Here is an 18,959-nt window from a genome sequence, read left to right as displayed (position 1 = left end):
ATCAGCCGGCCGGGAGCGGGAAAGCGGACAAAAGCGAGGGCAGATGGGACGTGAAGCGGGCTGCAACGCGAAAATCCTGCAAGCTGAACAGCAGTTCTTACCCTCCCCATCAGTCTGACGAGACAGCCGTGGCGTAGAGCCTGTCGCGGCGAAAAATGCTAAGCTCGCGCGCCATGAACAGACATAACTCTCGCCCCGTCGTCCTCTGTCTTTCCGGCCACGATCCCAGTGGTGGTGCCGGTCTGCAGGCGGACATCGAAGCCCTGATTGCCCAGGGTTGCCACGCTGCACCGACCGTCACCGCGCTGACCGTGCAGGATACCGTCGACGTTACTGATTTCCGCGTACTCGACCGCGAGTGGGTGCTCGCCCAGGCCCATGCGGTAATCGCCGACCTGCCGATTGCGGCCGTCAAGCTGGGCATGCTCGGCTCGGTGGAGATGGTCGAAACCGTGCTGGAAATCATGCAAAAACTACCTGGCGTGCCGCTGGTCTGCGACCCGGTGCTGCGCGCCGGGGGCGGCGGTACGTTGGGCAAGGATGAAGTCGGCTACGCCATGCGCGAACGACTGTTCCCGGTCGCGACCATTGCCACGCCAAACCTGCCGGAAGCACAAATCCTCGCCGAACTGCCCAACGGCACGGCCGACGAATGTGCCGAAAAATTGTTGCCTTACGTTCACAACCTGCTGATCACTGGCGGCCATGGCGATGAAGAAGAAGTCGTCAACCGCCTGTATTGCCGCGACGGCAGCCAACACAGCTTCAGCTGCGCGCGCTTGCCGGGCAGCTATCACGGCTCCGGCTGCACGCTGGCCAGCGCCCTCTCGGGTCGCCTGGCGCTGGGTGAAAACATGGTCAGCGCGGTAAAAACCGCTCTGGATTACACCTGGCGCTGCCTGCGCGACGCTGAAGCGCCCGGCCATGGCCAATACATTCCCCGTCGCCTGCCGCTGGATGCCCAGTAATGGAGGGCGCACCATGATGACGCGCGGTCTCTATGCCATCACCGACAGCACGCTGCTCGCCGATGGACGCCTGCTGCCCTACGTCGAAGCCGCCCTTGAAGGCGGCGCCAGGCTGTTGCAATACCGCGAGAAATCACGCGACCAGGCGCGGCGCTTCGATGAAGCCAGCGCCTTGCTGGAGCTGTGCCGTCGCTACGGCGCCGAACTGATCATCAACGATGACCTGCCGCTGGCCGAACGCCTGGGCGTCGGTCTGCACCTGGGCCAGGAAGACGGCTCGCTGAGCGCGGCGCGCGCCCGCCTCGGTGCCGGCCTGCACCTGGGCTCCAGCTGCCATGCCAGCCTTGAACTGGCGGAGCAGGCCCTTACAGCGGGCGCCAGCCATATTGCGTTCGGCCGCTTCTTCACGTCGATGACCAAGCCCGGCGAGGTCACAGCCACCCTCGAGCTGCTGCAGCAGGCACGCGAGCGTTTCGACGCGCCGATCGTGGCCATCGGTGGCATTACTCTGGCCACCGCACCCTTGCTGATTGAGCACGGCACCGACTGGCTGGCGGTGATCAATGCCTTGTTCAGCGCCGATTCGGCCATTGAAGTCGAACGCCGCGCCCGTGCGTTTTCCGCTTTGTTTGCGACCCCCTGATCCTGAGCCGGCAGACGATAGTGTCCGCCCGCCCTTTACGAGGCCCCTCATGTCCCGTTCCGAAATTCTCTTCAGCAACGCCCAGAAACACATCCCCGGCGGCGTCAACTCGCCGGTGCGCGCCTTCAAGAGCGTCGGCGGCGCGCCGCTGTTCATCAAGCACGCCAAAGGCGCCTATGTGATCGATGAAGACGACAAGCGCTACGTCGACTACGTCGGCTCCTGGGGCCCGATGATTCTCGGCCACGGCCATCCGGATGTGCTCGATGCGGTACGTCGTCAGCTGGATCATGGCCTGTCCTTCGGCGCACCGACCGCCATGGAAACCGAGATGGCCGAGCTGGTGTGCTCCATCGTGCCGTCCATGGACATGGTGCGCATGGTCAGCTCCGGCACCGAGGCGACCATGAGCGCCATCCGCCTGGCCCGAGGCTATACCGGCCGCGACACCATCATCAAGTTCGAAGGCTGCTACCACGGCCACTCCGACAGCCTGCTGGTGAAAGCCGGCTCCGGCGCGCTGACCTTCGGCGTGCCCAGCTCCCCCGGCGTGCCGGCGGCCTTTGCCCAGCACACGCTGACCCTGCCCTACAACGACATCGAAGCCGTGCGCGAAACCCTTGCCAAGGCCGGCAAGGACATCGCCTGCATCATCGTCGAGCCGGTGGCCGGCAATATGAACTGCGTACCGCCGGTACCGGGCTTTCTCGAAGGCCTGCGCGAGCTGTGCACTGAGCATGGCGTGGTGTTGATCTTTGACGAAGTGATGACGGGCTTTCGCGTCGCACTCGGTGGCGCCCAGGCGCATTACGGCGTGACGCCGGACCTGTCCACTTTCGGCAAGATCGTCGGCGGTGGCATGCCGGTCGGTGCGTTCGGCGGCAAGCGCGAAATCATGGAATGCATTTCGCCGCTCGGCCCCGTTTATCAAGCTGGCACCCTGTCCGGCAACCCGCTGGCCATGGCTGCCGGCCTGACCACGCTCAAGCTGATCAGCCGTCCGGGCTTTCATGCCGAACTGACCGACTACACCAGCCGCCTGCTGCAAGGTCTGCAAGACCGCGCCGATGCCGCCACTATCCCCTTCGTGACCACCCAGGCGGGCGGCATGTTCGGCCTGTATTTCAGCGGCGCCGACGCGATCCAGACCTTTGGCGACGTAATGGCCTGCGATGTGGAACGTTTCAATCGCTTCTTCCATCTGATGCTCGATGGCGGCGTCTACCTGGCGCCGAGCGCCTACGAGGCAGGCTTCACGTCGATCGTGCATGGCGAAGCGGAATTGAAAATCACGCTGGATGCTGCAGAAAAAGCGTTTGCGCAGTTGAAATAAGCGCCTTCGCCGCCGAGGTGCCCTGTTTGCACGGCACGCAGGGTACCCTACGGCGACACGCACCTCAGGGATGGAAGAAATTGCGTCTGGTCATGGCTTTTTTTGCCGTACGTGTCCAGGCATGGGGCGAAAGGCTTTGTCACCCGTGGTCCGCTTATCCATAATGTGCCGGTCGTCGGAACCCGCCCTGATCCTTGAGGCGCCTTGATTGCAATGATTCGCACCCGATCCATCCTGAGCCTGTGTTGCCTGCTGCTGTCGCTGCAGGTATTTGCCAGCGGCAATTCATTGCTGATCCCGGCGACTGGACGCTGCGTGTTGAATGTCCCCGCGGAAGACCTCAGCGAAGCCCTGAACACCTGCCAGGCACTGGCCGTAGCAGGTGACGACCAGGCGCAGTTCGAACTGGGCGAATACTTCTACACAGGCCAATACACCCAGCAGGATCTGCAACAAGCCCTGCATTGGTACGAGCAGGCGTCCTTGGCAGGGCATGCCGAGGCGCAACGCCGGTTGGGCACCATGTTCTTCAAGGGCGAAGGCGTGCCGGCCAGTAATATCCAGGCGTTCATCGTGCTGAAGATGTCGGCGGTCAACGGCTCGGAAGAGGCGCTGGACGGCGCTGACCTGGTCGCCGAACAAATGACCAAGGAAGAGCTGGCAGTCGCCACGCAGATACTCGGGCATATCTTCCGTAACTACCTGCTGGAACTGCAGACGCTCGACGGCGACTCGCCCTTCGCTCCCCTGCCCTGAGCGACAGTCCCGTCAGGCGACGGACTATTTATCTAAGAATCGTGCGACAGCGCTGGCGCGCGTTACTTATCCGTCATCGGCATGGGAAATGGCATGACATTGCTGGTGCCCTTGGCTTCGCTGATCTTCGGCGTGCCAATACGCTCAACCTCATCAATGCGCACGATGGCGTGCATGGGTACGAAGCTGCGCACCACACCGTCAAACTGAGCCTTGAGTTTTTCCTCACTGGGATCGACGACCATCTGCGTGCGCTCGCCGAAGACGAATTCCTCGATTTCCAGGAACCCCCAGAGCTCACTCTGGAAAATCTGCTTGGCGTACATCTCGTACACCTGACCCTGGTTGAGAAAGATCACCTTGAAGATGGGTGTGTCATGTTTGCTCATGGCGATGCGGCTACTGAAGGCTGTTAAGGCGGGCGCGGAGGATACCACAAGCAGCCCACGACCGGCGGCACACCTGCCGTGCGCAACCCTGCCGCTTGCCTACAAACCTACCCCCTGGACCAGCACTCCCCTATAATCCGCAGTCCTTTCGAACACCCCGATGCGCAGACACTCATGGCCAAGAAGCTTTATATCGAAACCCACGGTTGCCAGATGAACGAGTACGACAGCTCGCGCATGGTGGACCTGCTGGGCGAACACCAGGCCCTGGAAATCACCAGCAAGGCTGAAGATGCCGACGTGATCCTGCTTAATACCTGCTCGATTCGCGAAAAAGCCCAGGACAAAGTGTTCTCGCAATTGGGCCGCTGGCGCGAACTGAAGCTGGAAAACCCCGACCTGGTGATCGGTGTGGGCGGCTGTGTGGCCAGCCAGGAAGGCGCGGCGATCCGCGATCGCGCCCCCTATGTCGATGTGGTGTTCGGCCCGCAAACCCTGCACCGCCTGCCGGAAATGATCGACGCCGCGCGCACCACCAAGACTGCCCAGGTGGATATTTCCTTCCCGGAAATCGAGAAGTTCGACCGCCTGCCCGAGCCGCGCGTCGATGGCCCCAGCGCCTTTGTCTCGGTGATGGAAGGCTGCAGCAAGTACTGCACCTTCTGTGTAGTGCCTTATACCCGTGGCGAGGAAGTCAGTCGCCCGGTGGAAGATGTCCTGGCGGAGATTATTCACCTGACTGAAAACGGCGTGAAAGAAGTCACCCTGCTCGGCCAGAACGTCAACGGCTACCGCGGCACCAACCCGGACGGCAGCCTGTGCGACTTCGCCGACCTGCTGTACCTGGTGGCTGCCCTCGATGGCATCGAACGCATCCGTTATACCACCAGCCACCCGCTGGAATTCTCCGACGCGCTGATCCAGGCCCACGCCGAGATTCCCCAGTTGGTGAAGTTCGTCCATTTGCCCGTGCAGTCGGGCGCCGACCGTGTATTGGCGGCGATGAAGCGCAACCACACCGCATTGGAATACAAGTCGCGCATCCGCAAGCTGCGTGCGGCGGTGCCGGACATTTGCATCAGCTCGGACTTTATCGTTGGCTTCCCTGGCGAAACGGAAAAGGACTTCGAGCAGACCATGAAGCTCATCGAGGATGTCGGCTTCGACTTCTCCTACTCGTTCATTTACAGCTCGCGCCCCGGTACGCCGGCTGCCGAAATGGCTGATGACACGCCCGATGAAGTGAAAAAGCAGCGCCTGTCGATTCTGCAAACCCGCATCAGCCAGCAAGGGTTTGAAATCAGCCGGCGCATGGTCGGCAGCACCCAGCGCATCCTGGTCAGCGATTACTCGAAAAAAGACCCGGGCATGTTGCAGGGGCGCACCGAGAACAACCGCATCGTCAACTTCCGCTGCGACAACCCCCGCCTGATCGGACATTTCGTCAATGTGCACATCGACGACGCTCTGCCGCACTCGCTGCGTGGCTCCTTGATCGACTGAGCAAGGTACGCGGCGTAAGACGGCGTCGCTTGTTACACGCGCACAGGTTGGATGTCCGCGAGCTGAACGAACACCCCGCCAGCAGCGCATTAGCCGCACATGGCGGGTTGCTCGAATAACGCCCTATTCCAACCCGCATGCTGCAACGGGCGAGAAGAGCTTCGCTGGCCTTGCCGTGCAGCGGCCTGTACACCATTCGACCTAAAGCTGCTTGCTTCACGCTTCCCGCATCTTGCTGTCAGCGCTATTCTTCAATCTCCACCATGAAACCGGTTACTGACAAAGCCCTTGAACGCCCCCACAGATTTACACCGTTTTACCCTCGAGCCCTTCGAGGCACGCCGCTTCGCTAATCTCTGCGGGCAATTTGATGAGCACCTGCGCATGATCGAGCAGCGCCTGGCCATTGAAATTCGCAACCGCGGCAATCAATTCGAACTGATCGGCGACTCGCAACAGGCCCACAACGCAGAAAATCTCCTGCGCCGCCTGTACCGCGAAACCAAAAACGACGAACTGTCCCCAGAAACCGTGCACCTGTACCTGCAGGAATCCGCCATGGAAGCCCTGGAGCAGGGCAAGGCCGACAGCCGTCTGGCCTTGCGCACCAAGAAGGGCCTGATTCGCCCGCGCGGCGCCAACCAGCAGCGCTACGTCCAGGCGATCCTCGACAATGACATCAACTTCGGCATCGGCCCGGCCGGCACCGGCAAGACCTACCTGGCGGTGGCCGCCGCGGTTGACGCCCTGGAGCGCGAACAGGTACGGCGCATCCTGCTGGTGCGCCCAGCGGTGGAGGCCGGCGAAAAACTCGGCTTCCTGCCCGGTGACCTGGCGCAGAAGATCGACCCTTATTTACGCCCGCTGTACGACGCGCTGTACGAAATGCTCGGCTTCGAGCACGTGGCGCGGCTGATCGAAAAACAGGTGATCGAAATCGCTCCCCTGGCCTACATGCGCGGGCGCACCCTGAACAACAGCTTCATCATCCTCGACGAGAGCCAGAACACCACGCTGGAACAGATGAAGATGTTCCTCACGCGCATCGGCTTCGGCTCCACCGCCGTGATCACCGGCGACATCACCCAGGTCGACCTGCCGCGCGGCACCAAATCCGGCCTGGCCCATGTCATCAAGGTTTTGGAGGATGTGCCCGGCATCAGCTTCACCCACTTCCAGCCCAAGGACGTGGTACGCCACCCGCTGGTGCAGCGCATCGTCGAAGCCTACGAGCGCTTCGAGGATCAGCAAGCCATAACGCGAACGCCCCGCTCGGCGGACAACGATCCGGGAGCGCGAGCCGACGATGCTTGAGCTTGATCTGCAACTGGCCACCACTGGCAACCATCCCAGCGAAGACGACTTTCGCCGCTGGTGCGAACTGGCTCTGCGCCAGCGCACAGCGGACTCCGAACTGACCATTCGCCTGGTCGACGAGCCGGAAGGCCGTGAGCTGAACCACAGGTGGCGACACAAGGATTACGCCACCAATGTGTTGTCTTTTCCAGCGGACATTCCCGAAGGTCTGTTGGATATTCCACTGCTGGGCGACCTGGTGATCTGCGTGCCGGTGGTCGAGCGTGAAGCGACCGAACAGGGCAAAGCCCTGCAGGCCCACTGGGCCCATTTGGTCATCCATGGCTGCCTGCATCTGCTTGGCTACGATCATCTCGAGGATGACGAAGCCGAAGAAATGGAAGCCCTGGAACGAGAGCTGCTTGGCGAACTGGGGCATCCCGACCCCTACGCCGGCGATGAATGACTGAGCAAGGAAATATGAGCGAAGATCGAGAGAGCAACGGGCACAAGTCCTGGCTGGAAAAAATCACCCAGGCTTTTGCCCATGAGCCAAGAAACCGTGCAGAACTACTGGAAGTCCTGCACGATGCCCACGACAACAAGCTTCTGGACAGCGAGGCGCTATCCATCGTCGAGGGCGCTATCCAGGTCGCCGACCTGCAAGTGCGCGACATCATGGTGCCGCGCTCCCAAGTGATCAGCATCCGCGCCGATCACACGCCTCGGGACTATCTGCCGACCATCATCGAGGCGGCACATTCTCGCTACCCGGTGGTCGGTGAGACCCTCGATGACGTAAAGGGCATCCTGCTTGCCAAGGACCTGCTGCCGATGGTGCTGCACGATGAGGCGCAACCCATCCAGCTCAAGGACTTGCTGCGTCCGGCCACCTTCGTGCCCGAGTCCAAGCGCCTCAACGTGCTGCTGCGCGAGTTCCGCAGCACCCATAATCATATGGCCGTGGTCATTGATGAATACGGCGGCATGGCCGGCATCGTCACCATTGAGGATGTGCTCGAGCAGATCGTCGGGGATATCGAAGATGAGCACGATATCGAGGAAGACAGCTACATCAAGCCGCTGCCCAGCGGTGATTTCATCGTCAAGGCACTCACCCCGATCGACAGCTTCAACGAGTTCTTCGACAGTGAATTCTCCGATGAGGAGTTCGATACCGTGGGCGGTCTGGTGATGCACGCCTTCGGCCATCTGCCCAAGCGCAACGAAGTCGCCACTATCGGCGGTTACCGCTTCCGCGTGCTGAATGCCAACAGCCGGCGCATCCACCTGTTGCGCCTGACCGCGATGGACGCCTGACGCCCGGCGGGTGCGGCAAGCCGCACCCGCATAACATGGCTCGCCGACTTGCCGTCGATGGCTCCTGCCGTTAGCCTGCGGCGATTGCACTTCCATAAGGACTCACGCTTGCGCTGGATTACCCAACCCGGCTGGCCGGGCCATTTGCTGGCCTTGGGCGCTGGCGCACTGACGCCCCTGGCCTTTTCGCCCTTCGATATCTGGCCGCTGTTACTGCTGTCCATTGCCCTGTTCTACCTGGGCTTGCGCCAGCTGAATGGTCGGGCGGCTTTTGCGCGCGGCTGGTTCTACGGTTTCGGCCTGTTCGCCAGCGGCACCAGCTGGGTGTATGTCAGCATCCACGATTACGGCGCCGCGCCGGTGCCCTTGGCAGTCTTCCTGACCCTGGCCTTCGTTGCCGGATTGGGCCTGCTGTTTGCCCTAAGCGCCTGGATCTGGGCACGCTGGCTGCGCCGTGAGCAAGCGCCATTGGGCGACGCCCTGGCCTTCGCCGCCCTGTGGCTGGCCCAGGAAGCTTTTCGTGGTTGGTTTCTTACCGGTTTCCCCTGGCTGTACGCCGGTTACAGTCAGCTGTACGGCCCGCTGGCGGGGCTGGCTCCGCTGGGAGGAGTCTGGCTGCCCTCGTTTATCCTGACGCTTACCGCCGCGCTGCTGATCAATTTGCCGCGCCTACGTGTTCGCACACCGCTGCTTATCAGCGGCCTGGTCCTGATGATCGCCCCCTGGCTGCTTGGCCTGGCCTTGCAGCAGCACGCCTGGACGACGTCGTCGGGTGCGCCGCTGCGGGTCGCCGCGCTACAGGGCAACGTGCCGCAACAACTCAAGTGGGAGCGCGAACAGCTCAGGGCGCAACTGGACTTGTATAGCGGCATGACCCAGGCGACGGCCGATGTCGACCTGATCGTCTGGCCGGAAACCGCCGTGCCGGTATTGCGCAAATACGCCCTGGCCTACCTGCAAGGAATGAGTGCCCATGCCGCTCAACGCGGTGCAGCGCTGATTACCGGCCTGCCGATCCGCCAGCTCAACCAGCATGGCGAGCCGCGCTACTACAATGGCCTGACTGTACTGGGCGACGGGGCCGGCACCTACCTCAAGCAGAAGCTGGTGCCGTTTGGCGAATACGTGCCCTTGCAGGATCTGTTGCGCGGGTTGATCGCCTTCTTCGACCTGCCGATGTCCGACTTCGCCCGCGGCCCGTCCGGCCAACCGCTGCTGCAGGCCAAGGGCTACACACTGGCACCGTATATCTGCTACGAAGTGGTCTACCCGGAATTCGCCGCCAGTCTGGCGGCACAGAGCGACATTCTGCTCACGGTCAGCAACGACACCTGGTTCGGCAGTTCGATCGGCCCGCTGCAGCACCTGCAAATGGCGCAGATGCGCGCCCTGGAAGCCGGACGCTGGATGATTCGCGCCACCAATAACGGGGTTACCGCCTTGATCGACCCGTTCGGGCGAATCAGCGTGCAGATTCCGCAGTTCGAACAGGCCACGCTGTACGGCGAAGTCGAACCCATGCAGGGGCTGACGCCTTACCTGCGCTGGCGCGGCTGGCCGATGGCGCTGCTGTCGATTGCGCTGTTGGGCTGGGCGCTGTATCGGCGGTCACACGCCCGCACCTAATGCTGCGCGCCCGCTGCGCGAAACAACTGCGAGCCGCAGCATGAACACCGGATCAAGCTGCGATTCGCCGCCCAAGTGGATAGCACGCCGCACAACGCGCAGCGCAGCTGGGGATGACGCACAAACCGACGTTTGAGACTGCGCCGCGGCAGCCAGCGTGAACTTCCCGTCCCTGCCGACGAGCGACGGATCAGCTCCATTTCCTCGGCAGCGGCATGCCAACCCCGCAGCCATTGCAGGTCCTGCGCCAGATAGGCGCGAATCAATTCCAGTTCGGCGTCGCTCAGTCCCTGCAACTCCAGCAGCTCGGCCTCTGCGGGGCCCATCTCCCCAGGCGGCTCATCTGTCTGCTCCAAAACCCGCCCCAGACGTTGCAGCAAACGCCCATAAAGCCCGTTTTCATCCTCGACCTGCCGCTCCTCGATCATTCGATTTACCTCATGTCCTGCACTGTCTGCCCTACTACCCGAAGCTTAGCGTTGCCATTTGCCGGGGTTTTTTCGCCGCGACCAGTGGCGCCGATATTAGTTCGCCCAAGGTTCTTAACGGACGGGCAACCGAGCGCCATCCCACGGCCAGGCAAAGGGCTTTAGCGCATCGAATAGCCTCGCCTGGTCAACCAAACGAATGCTGCGCGGCCAACAGAGTTTCCCTATGCCGAGGGGGGTCATGTATGCTAGCGGGCTTCCGTAAGTCCCCCTTTCCTAGCGCCAGAAGCCATGCACGAACAGTATCAGCCCCGCGAAATCGAAGCCGCCGCGCAGTCCCACTGGGACGCGCAGAAATCCTTTGAAGTGAGTGAACAGCCTGGCAAGGACACGTTCTATTGCCTGTCGATGTTCCCCTACCCCAGCGGCAAGCTGCACATGGGGCACGTGCGCAACTACACCATCGGCGACGTGATCGCACGCTACCAGCGTATGCAGGGCAAGAACGTACTGCAGCCCATGGGCTGGGACGCGTTCGGCATGCCGGCGGAAAACGCTGCCATCCAGAACCAGGTCGCGCCCGCCAAGTGGACCTATGCCAACATGGCCTACATGAAGGCGCAGTTCCAGCGCCTGGGTCTTGCCATCGACTGGTCCCGCGAGATCACCACCTGCAAGCCGGACTACTACCGTTGGGAGCAGTGGCTGTTTACCCGCCTGTACAAAAAGGGTGTGATCTACCGCAAGAACGGCACCGTGAATTGGGACCCGGTGGACCAGACCGTACTGGCCAACGAGCAGGTCATCGACGGTCGCGGCTGGCGCTCCGACGCGCTGGTGGAAAAGCGCGAAATTCCCATGTACTACTTCAAGATCACGGCTTACGCCGACGAGCTGCTGGAGAGTCTCGACGAACTGCCGGGCTGGCCCGAGCAGGTCAAGACCATGCAGCGCAACTGGATCGGCAAGTCGCGTGGCATGGAGATCAGCTTCCCCTACGATCCGGCCTCCATTGGCAGCGAAGGCGCACTCAAGGTTTACACCACCCGCCCCGACACGCTGATGGGTGCCACATACGTGGCCGTAGCCGCCGAGCATCCGCTGGCCACCCTGGCTGCCCAGTCCAGCCCTGAGCTGCAGGCGTTCATCGATGAATGCAAGCGCGGTGGTGTGGCTGAAGCCGACATCGCCACCCAGGAAAAGAAAGGCATTGCCACTGCCCTGCGTGTGCAGCACCCGCTGACCGGCGAACTGCTGCCGGTGTGGGTCGCCAATTACGTGCTGATGACCTACGGTGAAGGCGCGGTGATGGCCGTGCCCGCCCACGACGAGCGCGATTTCGAATTTGCCAACAAGTACCAGTTGCCGATCAAGGCAGTAGTCCGCACCAGTGCGGGCGACGAAACGCCTGCGCCCTGGCAGGACGCCTACGGCGAGCACGGCACCCTGATCAATTCCGGCGACTTCAACGGCCTGGACTTTGTCGGCGCCTTTGACGCCATCGAAGCCGTGCTGCAGACGAAAGGTCTCGGCCAGGCCCGCACCCAGTTCCGCCTGCGCGACTGGGGCATCAGCCGTCAGCGTTACTGGGGCTGCCCGATCCCGATTATCCATTGCCCGAGCTGTGGCGATGTGCCGGTGCCCGAAGACCAACTGCCGGTAGTGTTGCCCGAAGACGTAGTCCCGGACGGCGCCGGCAGCCCGCTGGCCAAGATGCCGGAATTCTATGAGTGCAACTGCCCACAATGCGGCGGCGCGGCCAAGCGTGAAACCGACACCATGGACACCTTCGTCGAGTCGTCCTGGTATTACGCCCGCTACGCCTCGCCACAGTACGAGCAGGGCCTGGTCGATCCGGTCGCAGCCAATCACTGGCTGCCGGTAGATCAGTACATCGGCGGCATCGAGCATGCCATCCTGCACCTGCTGTATGCGCGGTTCTTCCACAAACTGATGCGTGACGAAGGCCTGGTGACGTCCAACGAGCCGTTCAAGAACCTGCTGACCCAGGGCATGGTGGTGGCCGACACCTACTACCGCCTGCAGCCCAATGGCAGCCGCCAGTGGTTCAATCCGGCCGAAGTGGACATTGAGCGTGACGCGAAGGCCAAGATCATTGGCGCCACCCTCAACGCCGACGGCTTGCCGGTGATCATCGGCGGCACCGAAAAGATGTCCAAGTCGAAGAACAACGGTGTCGACCCGCAAGCGATGATCGACCAGTACGGCGCCGATACGTGCCGACTGTTCATGATGTTCGCCTCGCCGCCGGACCTCAGCCTGGAATGGTCGGACGCCGGCGTCGAAGGTGCAAACCGCTTCCTGCGCCGCGTCTGGCGCCTGGCCCACAGCCATGTCAGCGCCGGCCTGCCCGGCACTGTGCAGATGGCCAGCCTGAATGACGCGCAGAAAGCCGTGCGTCGCGCCATTCATTTGGCGATCAAGCAGGCCAGCATCGATGTCGGCCAGCACCACAAGTTCAACACCGCCATCGCCCAGGTGATGACGCTGATGAACGTGCTGGAAAAGGCCGCCACTGCCAGCGAGCAGGACCGCGCCCTGCTACAAGAAGGCCTGGAAACCGTGGCTCTGCTGCTTGCGCCGATCACCCCGCACATCTGCCACGAACTCTGGCGGCAGCTGGGCAAGCAGGGGGCGATCATTGATGCCCAGTGGCCGCGCGTCGACGAAAGTGCCCTGGTCCAGGACAACCTGACCCTGGTGGTGCAGGTCAACGGCAAGCTGCGTGGCCAAATCGACGTGCCGGCCAGCGCCAGCCGTGAAGAGGTCGAAGCCACTGCACGTGCCAACGAGAACGTTGTGCGCTTCACTGAAGGCCTGACGATTCGCAAAGTGATCGTGGTGCCGGGCAAACTGGTCAATATCGTCGCCAACTAAACGACTCGAGCCCGGCGCGTGCGCCGGGCCGATGGACAGGAGATCGCCGAGATGCTGCACCGCAACCTGATGGTCATTGCCCTGGCACTGCTGCTCGGTGCCTGCGGCTTCCAGCTGCGCGGTAGTGGCACGCAAACCTTTGCACTCACGGAAATCGATCTGCAGGCCCGCGATGCCTTTGGCGAAACCGCCCGGCAACTGGAAGACCTGCTGACCAGCAGCGGCGTGCGTGTGCATGCCGGAGCGCCTTATCAACTGGTGCTGCTCGACGAACAGCAATCACAACGCACTGCCAGCTTCACCAGCGCAGCGCGCAGCGCCGAATACGAACTCAGCACCTCACTGGCCTATCAAATTCGCACCCAGCAACTCCCTCTCCTGGAGAACCGCCTGGAAGCGCAGAAGATCTACGCCGTCGACCAGAACAACCTGGTGGGTTCGGAACAGGAGCGCGTGCAACTGACTCAGGAAATGCGCCGCGATCTGGTCCAGCAACTGGCCCGCCGCCTACAAGCGCTGACGCCCGATCAGTTGGATCGTCTGCGCCGCGATGCCGAAGCGAAAGCCGAAGCCCAAGCTCCAGCAGCAGACAATGACTCTCCGCTCTCACCTCCCACGCCCTGAGGGGCAGGTGCGCGACAGCGCCAGATCATGAAGCTCAACCCCTCCCAACTCGCCAAACACCTGCAAGGTAACCTCGCCCCGGTTTATGCCATCAGCGGCGATGAGCCGTTGCTGTGCCAGGAGGCCAGCGATACGATCCGCGCCGCCGCCCGCCAGCAGGGGTTCGATGAGCGCCAGGTGTTCAGCGTTGACGCCAGTTTCGACTGGGGCCAGCTCTACGAAGCCGGCGCCAGCCTGTCGCTGTTTGCCCAGAAGCGCCTGATCGAGTTGCGCATTCCTAACGGTAAGCCGGGCGACAAAGGCTCCGCTGCGCTGCTCGACTACTTGGCGCGCCCCGCCGAAGACACTGTGCTGCTGATCGATTTGCCCAAGCTGGACGCCAGCACCCAACGCACCAAATGGGCCAAGGCGCTGATCGAAGGGGGCGCCGTGCAGTTCATCCAGATTTGGCCCGTGGATATACAGCAGTTGCCCAACTGGGTACGCCAGCGTCTGGCCCAGGCCGGTCTGTCGGCGAGTCCCGAGGCGCTGGAAATGATCTGCTCGCGCGTGGAAGGCAACTTGCTGGCCGCCGCCCAGGAAATCGAGAAACTCAAGCTGCTCGCCGAAGGTAGCCAGATCAGCGCCGAGACGGTGCAGGCAGCGGTGGCCGACAGCGCGCGCTTCGATGTGTTCGGCCTGATCGATGCCGCCCTCAATGGCGACGCCGCCCACGCCCTGCGCATGCTTGAAGGTCTGCGCGGCGAAGGCGTGGAAACCCCGGTGATTCTTTGGGCGCTGGCCCGCGAGCTGCGCCAACTGGCCAACCTCGCCCAGCAGTACGAGCAGGGAATCCCCTTGGATCGTGCCTTCAGCCAATGCCGCCCCCCGGTTTGGGACAAACGCCGACCGTTGCTCAGCAAGGCCCTGCAACGTCACTCCGCCGAGCGCTGGGGTCTGCTGTTGCTCGATGCCCAGCGCATCGACGCGCAGATCAAAGGCCAGGCTGCTGGCAGCCCTTGGAGCGGCCTGGCGGGTCTGACATTGGCCATTGCCGGCAAACACCTGTCGTTGCCCCGTGAGACCTGACGTCGACTGCAGCACAACGGGCACTGAATATCCCCGTGCTGCCTCTCACGGGCGGACGCTTCAGAGGCTGGACATTTTTTGAACAAGCACCGATGATGCGCGCGCCTGGCAACTCCAGGCCCAACAGAGGAATTTTTATGGCAAAAACCGGCAAGACTCGCCCCAACAAGGCCAAAAGCCTGATCGCCCAACCCCTGTTCCGCTGCCGTCAGGAACGCCCCAAGAAGGGTAAAGGCAGCTACCGCCGCGAAGCCTCCCAGCAAAACTGGGGGGCTTCCGTCGTTCTGGCCGCCTAAAACTGCGAGCCCGTGATAATGTCAGGTACTGTTTAGCCACAGACCGAGATCGCTTCGCATGCCGTTCATCCCGGCCTCACGCCGCCTCAAGCAATTCCTGTTCGCCTTCACGGCCATTTTCGTGCTCACCGCCTGTATCGAGAACTCTCCCCAGGCTGAATCCATGGCGAGCGAGCCGCACATCTATCCGGCTGACGCACAAGACCCATCCTTTGCCGCCTGGCTGGCCTCTTTTCGCCAGGAAGCCCTTCAGGCAGGGATCAGCGCGACCACCTTCGACCAGGCTTTTGCCGGCGTCACACTGGACCCCAGCATCATTCAAGCGGATCAAGGACAGCCCGAGTTCACACGCCCCGTCTGGGAATACCTTGATAATGCCCTGGCGTCCCAGCGCGTCATTCGTGGACGTATCCTGCTGCGCCGGCACCTCAGCACGCTGGGCCGCATTCAGCACCGCTACGGCGTGCCCCCTGAAATCCTGGTCGCGATCTGGGGACTGGAAAGCAACTTTGGTCAGACCCAAGGCAATAAATCCGTCATCCGCTCCCTGGCGACATTGGCGCACCAGGGGCGGCGCCCCGGCTTTGCCCATGACCAGCTGCTGGCTGCGCTTAAAATTCTTCAGAACGGCGATGTGCGCCCTGAGCGCATGATTGGCTCCTGGGCCGGCGCTATGGGGCAGACCCAATTCATTCCCACCACCTATCAAGTTCACGCGGTGGATTTCGACGGCGATGGGCGTCGCGATATTTGGGATTCTTCAGCCGATGCCCTGGCATCAAGCGCTCATTATCTGGGCAGATCTGGCTGGCGTGCTGGAGTGCCGTGGGGCTTCGAGGTGGAACTGCCAGAGCAGTTCGATTACGCCCAGGCTGACCTCCAGATCCAGAAGCCCCTCAGCGAGTGGCGCCATCTGGGCGTACGGATCAGGACAACGTCGGCACCCAGCGAGGAACCGGCTTCTCTGCTGTTGCCCACCGGCCACCGTGGCCCGGCGTTTCTGGTATTCACCAATTTTCGCGCCGTCCTCAAATACAACAATTCGACGTCCTACGCTCTGGCCATCGGCCTGCTCTCCGAGCGCCTGCAAGGCCGTGGGTTGATTGCCGCCGATTGGCCACGCAATGATCCACCACTCAGTCGCAGCGAACGTATCGCGCTGCAGGAGCGCTTGGCAGCCCAGGGGTTTGACCCAGGCAGTGCCGACGGCATCATCGGTGCCAATACTCGCCAAGCGGTGCGAGCGTTCCAGCAAAGCCGTGGCCTGCCCGCCGATGGTTATGCCAGCCAAAAGCTTCTGGAGCACCTGTTCAAGCCTAACGCGCCGCGGACCCGTTAACGCCCTGGTTGACCATACTCACCACAGCGCGCGGCTAGCTTGCATACGGAGGTTTCCCATGAAACTCAGCCGTCTTGCCATGTTGTCGCTTAACCGCCCGCTCCGTGAGGTGTTCTGGCTCTATGGGGCTGTGCCCAGCAACCTGTTCTGGGCCAGCATCCTGTTTCTCTTCCAGCGCGGCGCCTCGCTCGGCACCTTGGTCCTGCTGTTCGCCGCGCTGATGATCTACACCACCTGGATCCTTATCCAGATCTGGCTGTGCGCCGACAATGTGAAGAATCCCCTATTCGGCGTCATGGCCCGCTTCCTGACCACCGCCTGGGCGATTAACACCCTATTGCTCAGTACGTCACTGCTGCTGCAGCGGCTGACATAACCGGCGGCGTCGCCCTGCTGTAAATACAGAGCCACCGGCAGACCGCCGTTTGGATATACGTGTTGCTCGTCTGCTCATTCAGCAGCAACGCCGCTTTCCTATAGCGATTGCCGTTAACCGAAGCCATAAAAAAACCCGGCCGTTGGGCCGGGTTTTTTGCTTAGCGCTCAGGCTCAGCCGATCTTGTTGCCATGAGCTTGCTGGTCGGCGTGGTAGGAGGAACGCACCAACGGACCGGAGGCGACGTTCTTGAAGCCCATCTTCATGCCCTCTTCGGCGAACCAGGCGAACATATCCGGGTGCACGAAGCGACTGACTGGCAAGTGGTTGCGCGATGGCTGCAGGTACTGGCCGAGGGTGAGCATGTCGATATCGTGCTCGCGCATGCGGTGCATGACTTCGATGACTTCCTCATCGGTCTCGCCCAGGCCCAACATCAGGCCGGACTTGGTCGGCACGCCGGGTACGCGCTGCTTGAACTTTTCCAGCAGGTCCAGCGACCACTCGAAGTCCGAGCCCGGCCGCGAGGATTTGTACAGGCGCGGTACCGTTTCCAGGTTGTGGTTGAACACATCCGGCGGCTGGGTCGCGGTGATGTCCAGAGCGATGTCCATACGGCCACGGTAATCCGGCACCAGGGTTTCCAATTGAATGCCGGGGCTGAGCTGGCGAATCTCGCGCAGGCAGTCGGCAAAATGCTGGGCACCACCGTCGCGCAGGTCGTCGCGGTCCACCGAGGTAATCACCACATACTTCAGGCGCATGTCGGCAATGGCCAGGGCCAGGTTCTTCGGCTCGTCGACATCGAGCGGCTTGGGCCGGCCATGGCCGACGTCGCAGAACGGGCAACGACGGGTACAGATGTCACCCATGATCATGAAAGTGGCGGTGCCGCTGGAAAAGCATTCGCCCAGGTTCGGGCAGGAAGCCTCTTCGCACACGCTGTGCAGCTTGTGTTTGCGCAGGGTTTGCTTGATCTGATCCACTTCCGGAGAGACCGGAATGCGTACACGGATCCAGTCCGGCTTCTTCGGCAGTTCTTCGGTGGGAATGACTTTCACCGGGATCCGCGCGACCTTCTCGGCTCCGCGCAGCTTGACGCCAGCTTCCAATTTGGCCGGCTTACCGGTGTTTTCAACGGTGCTCATAATGATTCGATCCCGCCCGTCAGGGTCTTGTAATCCACATAGTCGAGGTGTGAGACGAGCTGAGTGCGCAGTCGGCCACTCACCTCAGCAAAATCGATGGGCCCAACCAGGTCGCGCAACTGAGTCATGGCCAGCCCAGCATAGCCGCACGGGTTGATCCGCTGGAACGGCGCCAGGTCCATATCCAGGTTCAAGGCCAGGCCATGGAAAGAACAGCCGCGACGGATGCGCAGGCCGAGGGAAGCGATCTTGGCGCCATTGACGTAAACACCGGGTGCGTCAGGCTTGGCCGTCGCGCCAACGCCATAGCTGGCGAGCAAATCGACCAGACTTTGCTCGATGCGACTGACCAATTCACGAACACCCAACTTGTGGCGCTTGACGTCGATCAGCAGGTAGACCACCAGTTGGCCTGGGCCGTGATAGGTCACTTGGCCGCCGCGATCTGCCTGCACCACCGGAATGTCACCAGGAAACAGCACATGCTCGGCCTTGCCTGCCTGGCCCTGGGTGAACACCGGCGGGTGTTGCAGCATCCAGATTTCATCGCCGTGCGTGGCATCCCGCTCATTGGTAAAGCGCTGCATGGCCTGCCAGGTCGGCAAGTAGTCGACCAGGCCGAGTTCGCGTACGCCGAGAAGGTCTTGGGCCATTACAGCACCATGTGTACGCGGCCGGTCGCTCGCAAGTCGATGTGGATCGCTTGCAATTGCTCTTCACCGGTCGCGGTAATCAGCACCTGCACGGTCATGAATCGGCCCTTGCTGCTGTCGCGCAGCACCAGGGTGGTTTCGTCGAAATCCGGGCAGTGGCGCTGCATCACCTCAATGACCTGAGCAGCGAAACCTTCGCCAGCGTCACCGATCACCTTGATGGGATAGCGCTCGCAGGGAAATTCAATTTTCGGAGCTTTGATATCGGAATCAGTCATGGACAGCTTCTATGGCG

At 62.0% G+C, this 18,959-nt stretch carries 20 protein-coding genes; 15 read left to right on the top strand and 5 right to left on the bottom strand.

Annotation, left to right across the window (positions count from 1 at the left end; genetic code table 11):
- Window positions 1-173 precede the first annotated feature (173 nt).
- From H9642_RS02370 to H9642_RS02355, 4 genes are all read left to right on the top strand, one after another.
- Window positions 174-968, top strand: a complete 795-nt coding sequence (locus H9642_RS02370; protein ID WP_251834805.1) for a hydroxymethylpyrimidine/phosphomethylpyrimidine kinase — start codon at window positions 174-176, stop codon at window positions 966-968.
- 13 nt (window positions 969-981) lie between these two features.
- Window positions 982-1,611 (top strand): thiamine phosphate synthase, encoded by a 630-nt coding sequence (gene thiE, locus H9642_RS02365; RefSeq protein ID WP_251834804.1) that lies wholly within the window; start codon window positions 982-984, stop codon window positions 1,609-1,611.
- Between the two features lie 49 nt (window positions 1,612-1,660).
- Window positions 1,661-2,944, top strand: coding sequence for a glutamate-1-semialdehyde 2,1-aminomutase (gene hemL / locus H9642_RS02360; protein WP_251834803.1), 1,284 nt, complete (start codon window positions 1,661-1,663; stop codon window positions 2,942-2,944).
- A 213-nt stretch (window positions 2,945-3,157) separates the two neighbouring features.
- Window positions 3,158-3,700 carry a tetratricopeptide repeat protein gene (locus H9642_RS02355; RefSeq protein ID WP_251834802.1) on the top strand — a complete coding sequence of 181 codons (543 nt, stop codon included), beginning with the start codon at window positions 3,158-3,160 and terminating at the stop codon, window positions 3,698-3,700.
- Window positions 3,701-3,762: 62 nt separating this feature from the next.
- Here H9642_RS02355 and H9642_RS02350 read toward each other — a convergent pair whose 3' ends face one another.
- The gene (locus H9642_RS02350; protein WP_251834801.1) at window positions 3,763-4,089 is read right to left on the bottom strand and encodes a DUF1820 family protein; all 327 of its coding nucleotides are present in this window, start codon (window positions 4,087-4,089) and stop codon (window positions 3,763-3,765) included.
- Window positions 4,090-4,263: 174 nt separating this feature from the next.
- On the opposite strand from H9642_RS02350, the gene miaB reads away from it, so the two are divergent.
- From miaB to lnt, 5 genes are all read left to right on the top strand, one after another.
- Window positions 4,264-5,592 carry a tRNA (N6-isopentenyl adenosine(37)-C2)-methylthiotransferase MiaB gene (miaB, locus tag H9642_RS02345; protein ID WP_251834800.1) on the top strand — a complete coding sequence of 443 codons (1,329 nt, stop codon included), beginning with the start codon at window positions 4,264-4,266 and terminating at the stop codon, window positions 5,590-5,592.
- Between the two features lie 288 nt (window positions 5,593-5,880).
- On the top strand, window positions 5,881-6,906 hold the full coding sequence (locus tag H9642_RS02340) for a PhoH family protein (protein WP_251834799.1): 1,026 nt from the start codon (window positions 5,881-5,883) through the stop codon (window positions 6,904-6,906).
- Window positions 6,899-7,354: an rRNA maturation RNase YbeY gene (gene ybeY, locus H9642_RS02335; protein WP_251834798.1), complete on the top strand. Its 456-nt coding sequence runs from the start codon at window positions 6,899-6,901 to the stop codon at window positions 7,352-7,354. Before H9642_RS02340 ends, ybeY begins: the two co-directional genes overlap by 8 nt.
- Before the next feature lie 14 nt (window positions 7,355-7,368).
- Window positions 7,369-8,208: a CorC family transporter gene (locus H9642_RS02330; RefSeq protein WP_251834797.1), complete on the top strand. Its 840-nt coding sequence runs from the start codon at window positions 7,369-7,371 to the stop codon at window positions 8,206-8,208.
- 108 nt (window positions 8,209-8,316) lie between these two features.
- Window positions 8,317-9,834, top strand: a complete 1,518-nt coding sequence (gene lnt, locus H9642_RS02325; protein ID WP_251834796.1) for an apolipoprotein N-acyltransferase — start codon at window positions 8,317-8,319, stop codon at window positions 9,832-9,834.
- On the opposite strand, the gene H9642_RS02320 is transcribed toward lnt, so the two are convergent.
- On the bottom strand, window positions 9,831-10,262 hold the full coding sequence (locus tag H9642_RS02320; RefSeq protein ID WP_251834795.1) for a hypothetical protein: 432 nt from the start codon (window positions 10,260-10,262) through the stop codon (window positions 9,831-9,833). The genes lnt and H9642_RS02320 overlap by 4 nt on opposite strands.
- Before the next feature lie 291 nt (window positions 10,263-10,553).
- Between H9642_RS02320 and leuS the strand changes: the two genes are divergently transcribed.
- From leuS to H9642_RS02290, 6 genes are all read left to right on the top strand, one after another.
- Window positions 10,554-13,160 (top strand): leucine--tRNA ligase, encoded by a 2,607-nt coding sequence (gene leuS / locus H9642_RS02315; RefSeq protein WP_251834794.1) that lies wholly within the window; start codon window positions 10,554-10,556, stop codon window positions 13,158-13,160.
- Between the two features lie 51 nt (window positions 13,161-13,211).
- On the top strand, window positions 13,212-13,784 hold the full coding sequence (locus H9642_RS02310; protein ID WP_251834793.1) for an LPS-assembly lipoprotein LptE: 573 nt from the start codon (window positions 13,212-13,214) through the stop codon (window positions 13,782-13,784).
- 27 nt (window positions 13,785-13,811) lie between these two features.
- Window positions 13,812-14,852 carry a DNA polymerase III subunit delta gene (gene holA, locus H9642_RS02305; RefSeq protein ID WP_251834792.1) on the top strand — a complete coding sequence of 347 codons (1,041 nt, stop codon included), beginning with the start codon at window positions 13,812-13,814 and terminating at the stop codon, window positions 14,850-14,852.
- Window positions 14,853-14,989: 137 nt separating this feature from the next.
- A complete protein-coding gene (gene arfA, locus H9642_RS02300) occupies window positions 14,990-15,148 on the top strand; it encodes an alternative ribosome rescue factor ArfA (RefSeq protein WP_251834791.1) in 159 nt (52 codons plus the stop codon).
- 58 nt (window positions 15,149-15,206) lie between these two features.
- Window positions 15,207-16,487, top strand: a complete 1,281-nt coding sequence (locus H9642_RS02295; protein WP_251834790.1) for a lytic murein transglycosylase — start codon at window positions 15,207-15,209, stop codon at window positions 16,485-16,487.
- 58 nt (window positions 16,488-16,545) lie between these two features.
- Entirely contained in the window at window positions 16,546-16,863 is a 318-nt protein-coding gene (locus H9642_RS02290) for a hypothetical protein (RefSeq protein WP_251834789.1), read from the top strand.
- Between the two features lie 173 nt (window positions 16,864-17,036).
- On the opposite strand, the gene lipA is transcribed toward H9642_RS02290, so the two are convergent.
- Genes lipA through H9642_RS02275 form a run of 3 tightly spaced genes read right to left on the bottom strand, consistent with a single transcriptional unit; the run spans window position 17,037 to window position 18,942 of the window.
- Complete coding sequence (lipA, locus tag H9642_RS02285; RefSeq protein ID WP_251834788.1) at window positions 17,037-18,011, bottom strand: lipoyl synthase; 975 nt, start codon at window positions 18,009-18,011, stop codon at window positions 17,037-17,039.
- Complete coding sequence (lipB, locus tag H9642_RS02280; RefSeq protein ID WP_251834787.1) at window positions 18,008-18,664, bottom strand: lipoyl(octanoyl) transferase LipB; 657 nt, start codon at window positions 18,662-18,664, stop codon at window positions 18,008-18,010. Before lipB ends, lipA begins: the two co-directional genes overlap by 4 nt.
- Entirely contained in the window at window positions 18,664-18,942 is a 279-nt protein-coding gene (locus H9642_RS02275; protein WP_251834786.1) for a DUF493 domain-containing protein, read from the bottom strand. The genes lipB and H9642_RS02275 overlap by 1 nt, the downstream gene beginning before the upstream one ends.
- Window positions 18,943-18,959: the final 17 nt, after the last annotated feature.

Source organism: Serpens gallinarum (assembly GCF_014836765.1).
GTDB classification, from domain to species: Bacteria; Pseudomonadota; Gammaproteobacteria; order Pseudomonadales; family Pseudomonadaceae; genus Serpens; species Serpens gallinarum.
The sequence above is the reverse complement of the archived record's forward strand: the minus strand, read 5'-3'. Positions and strand labels throughout refer to the sequence as shown.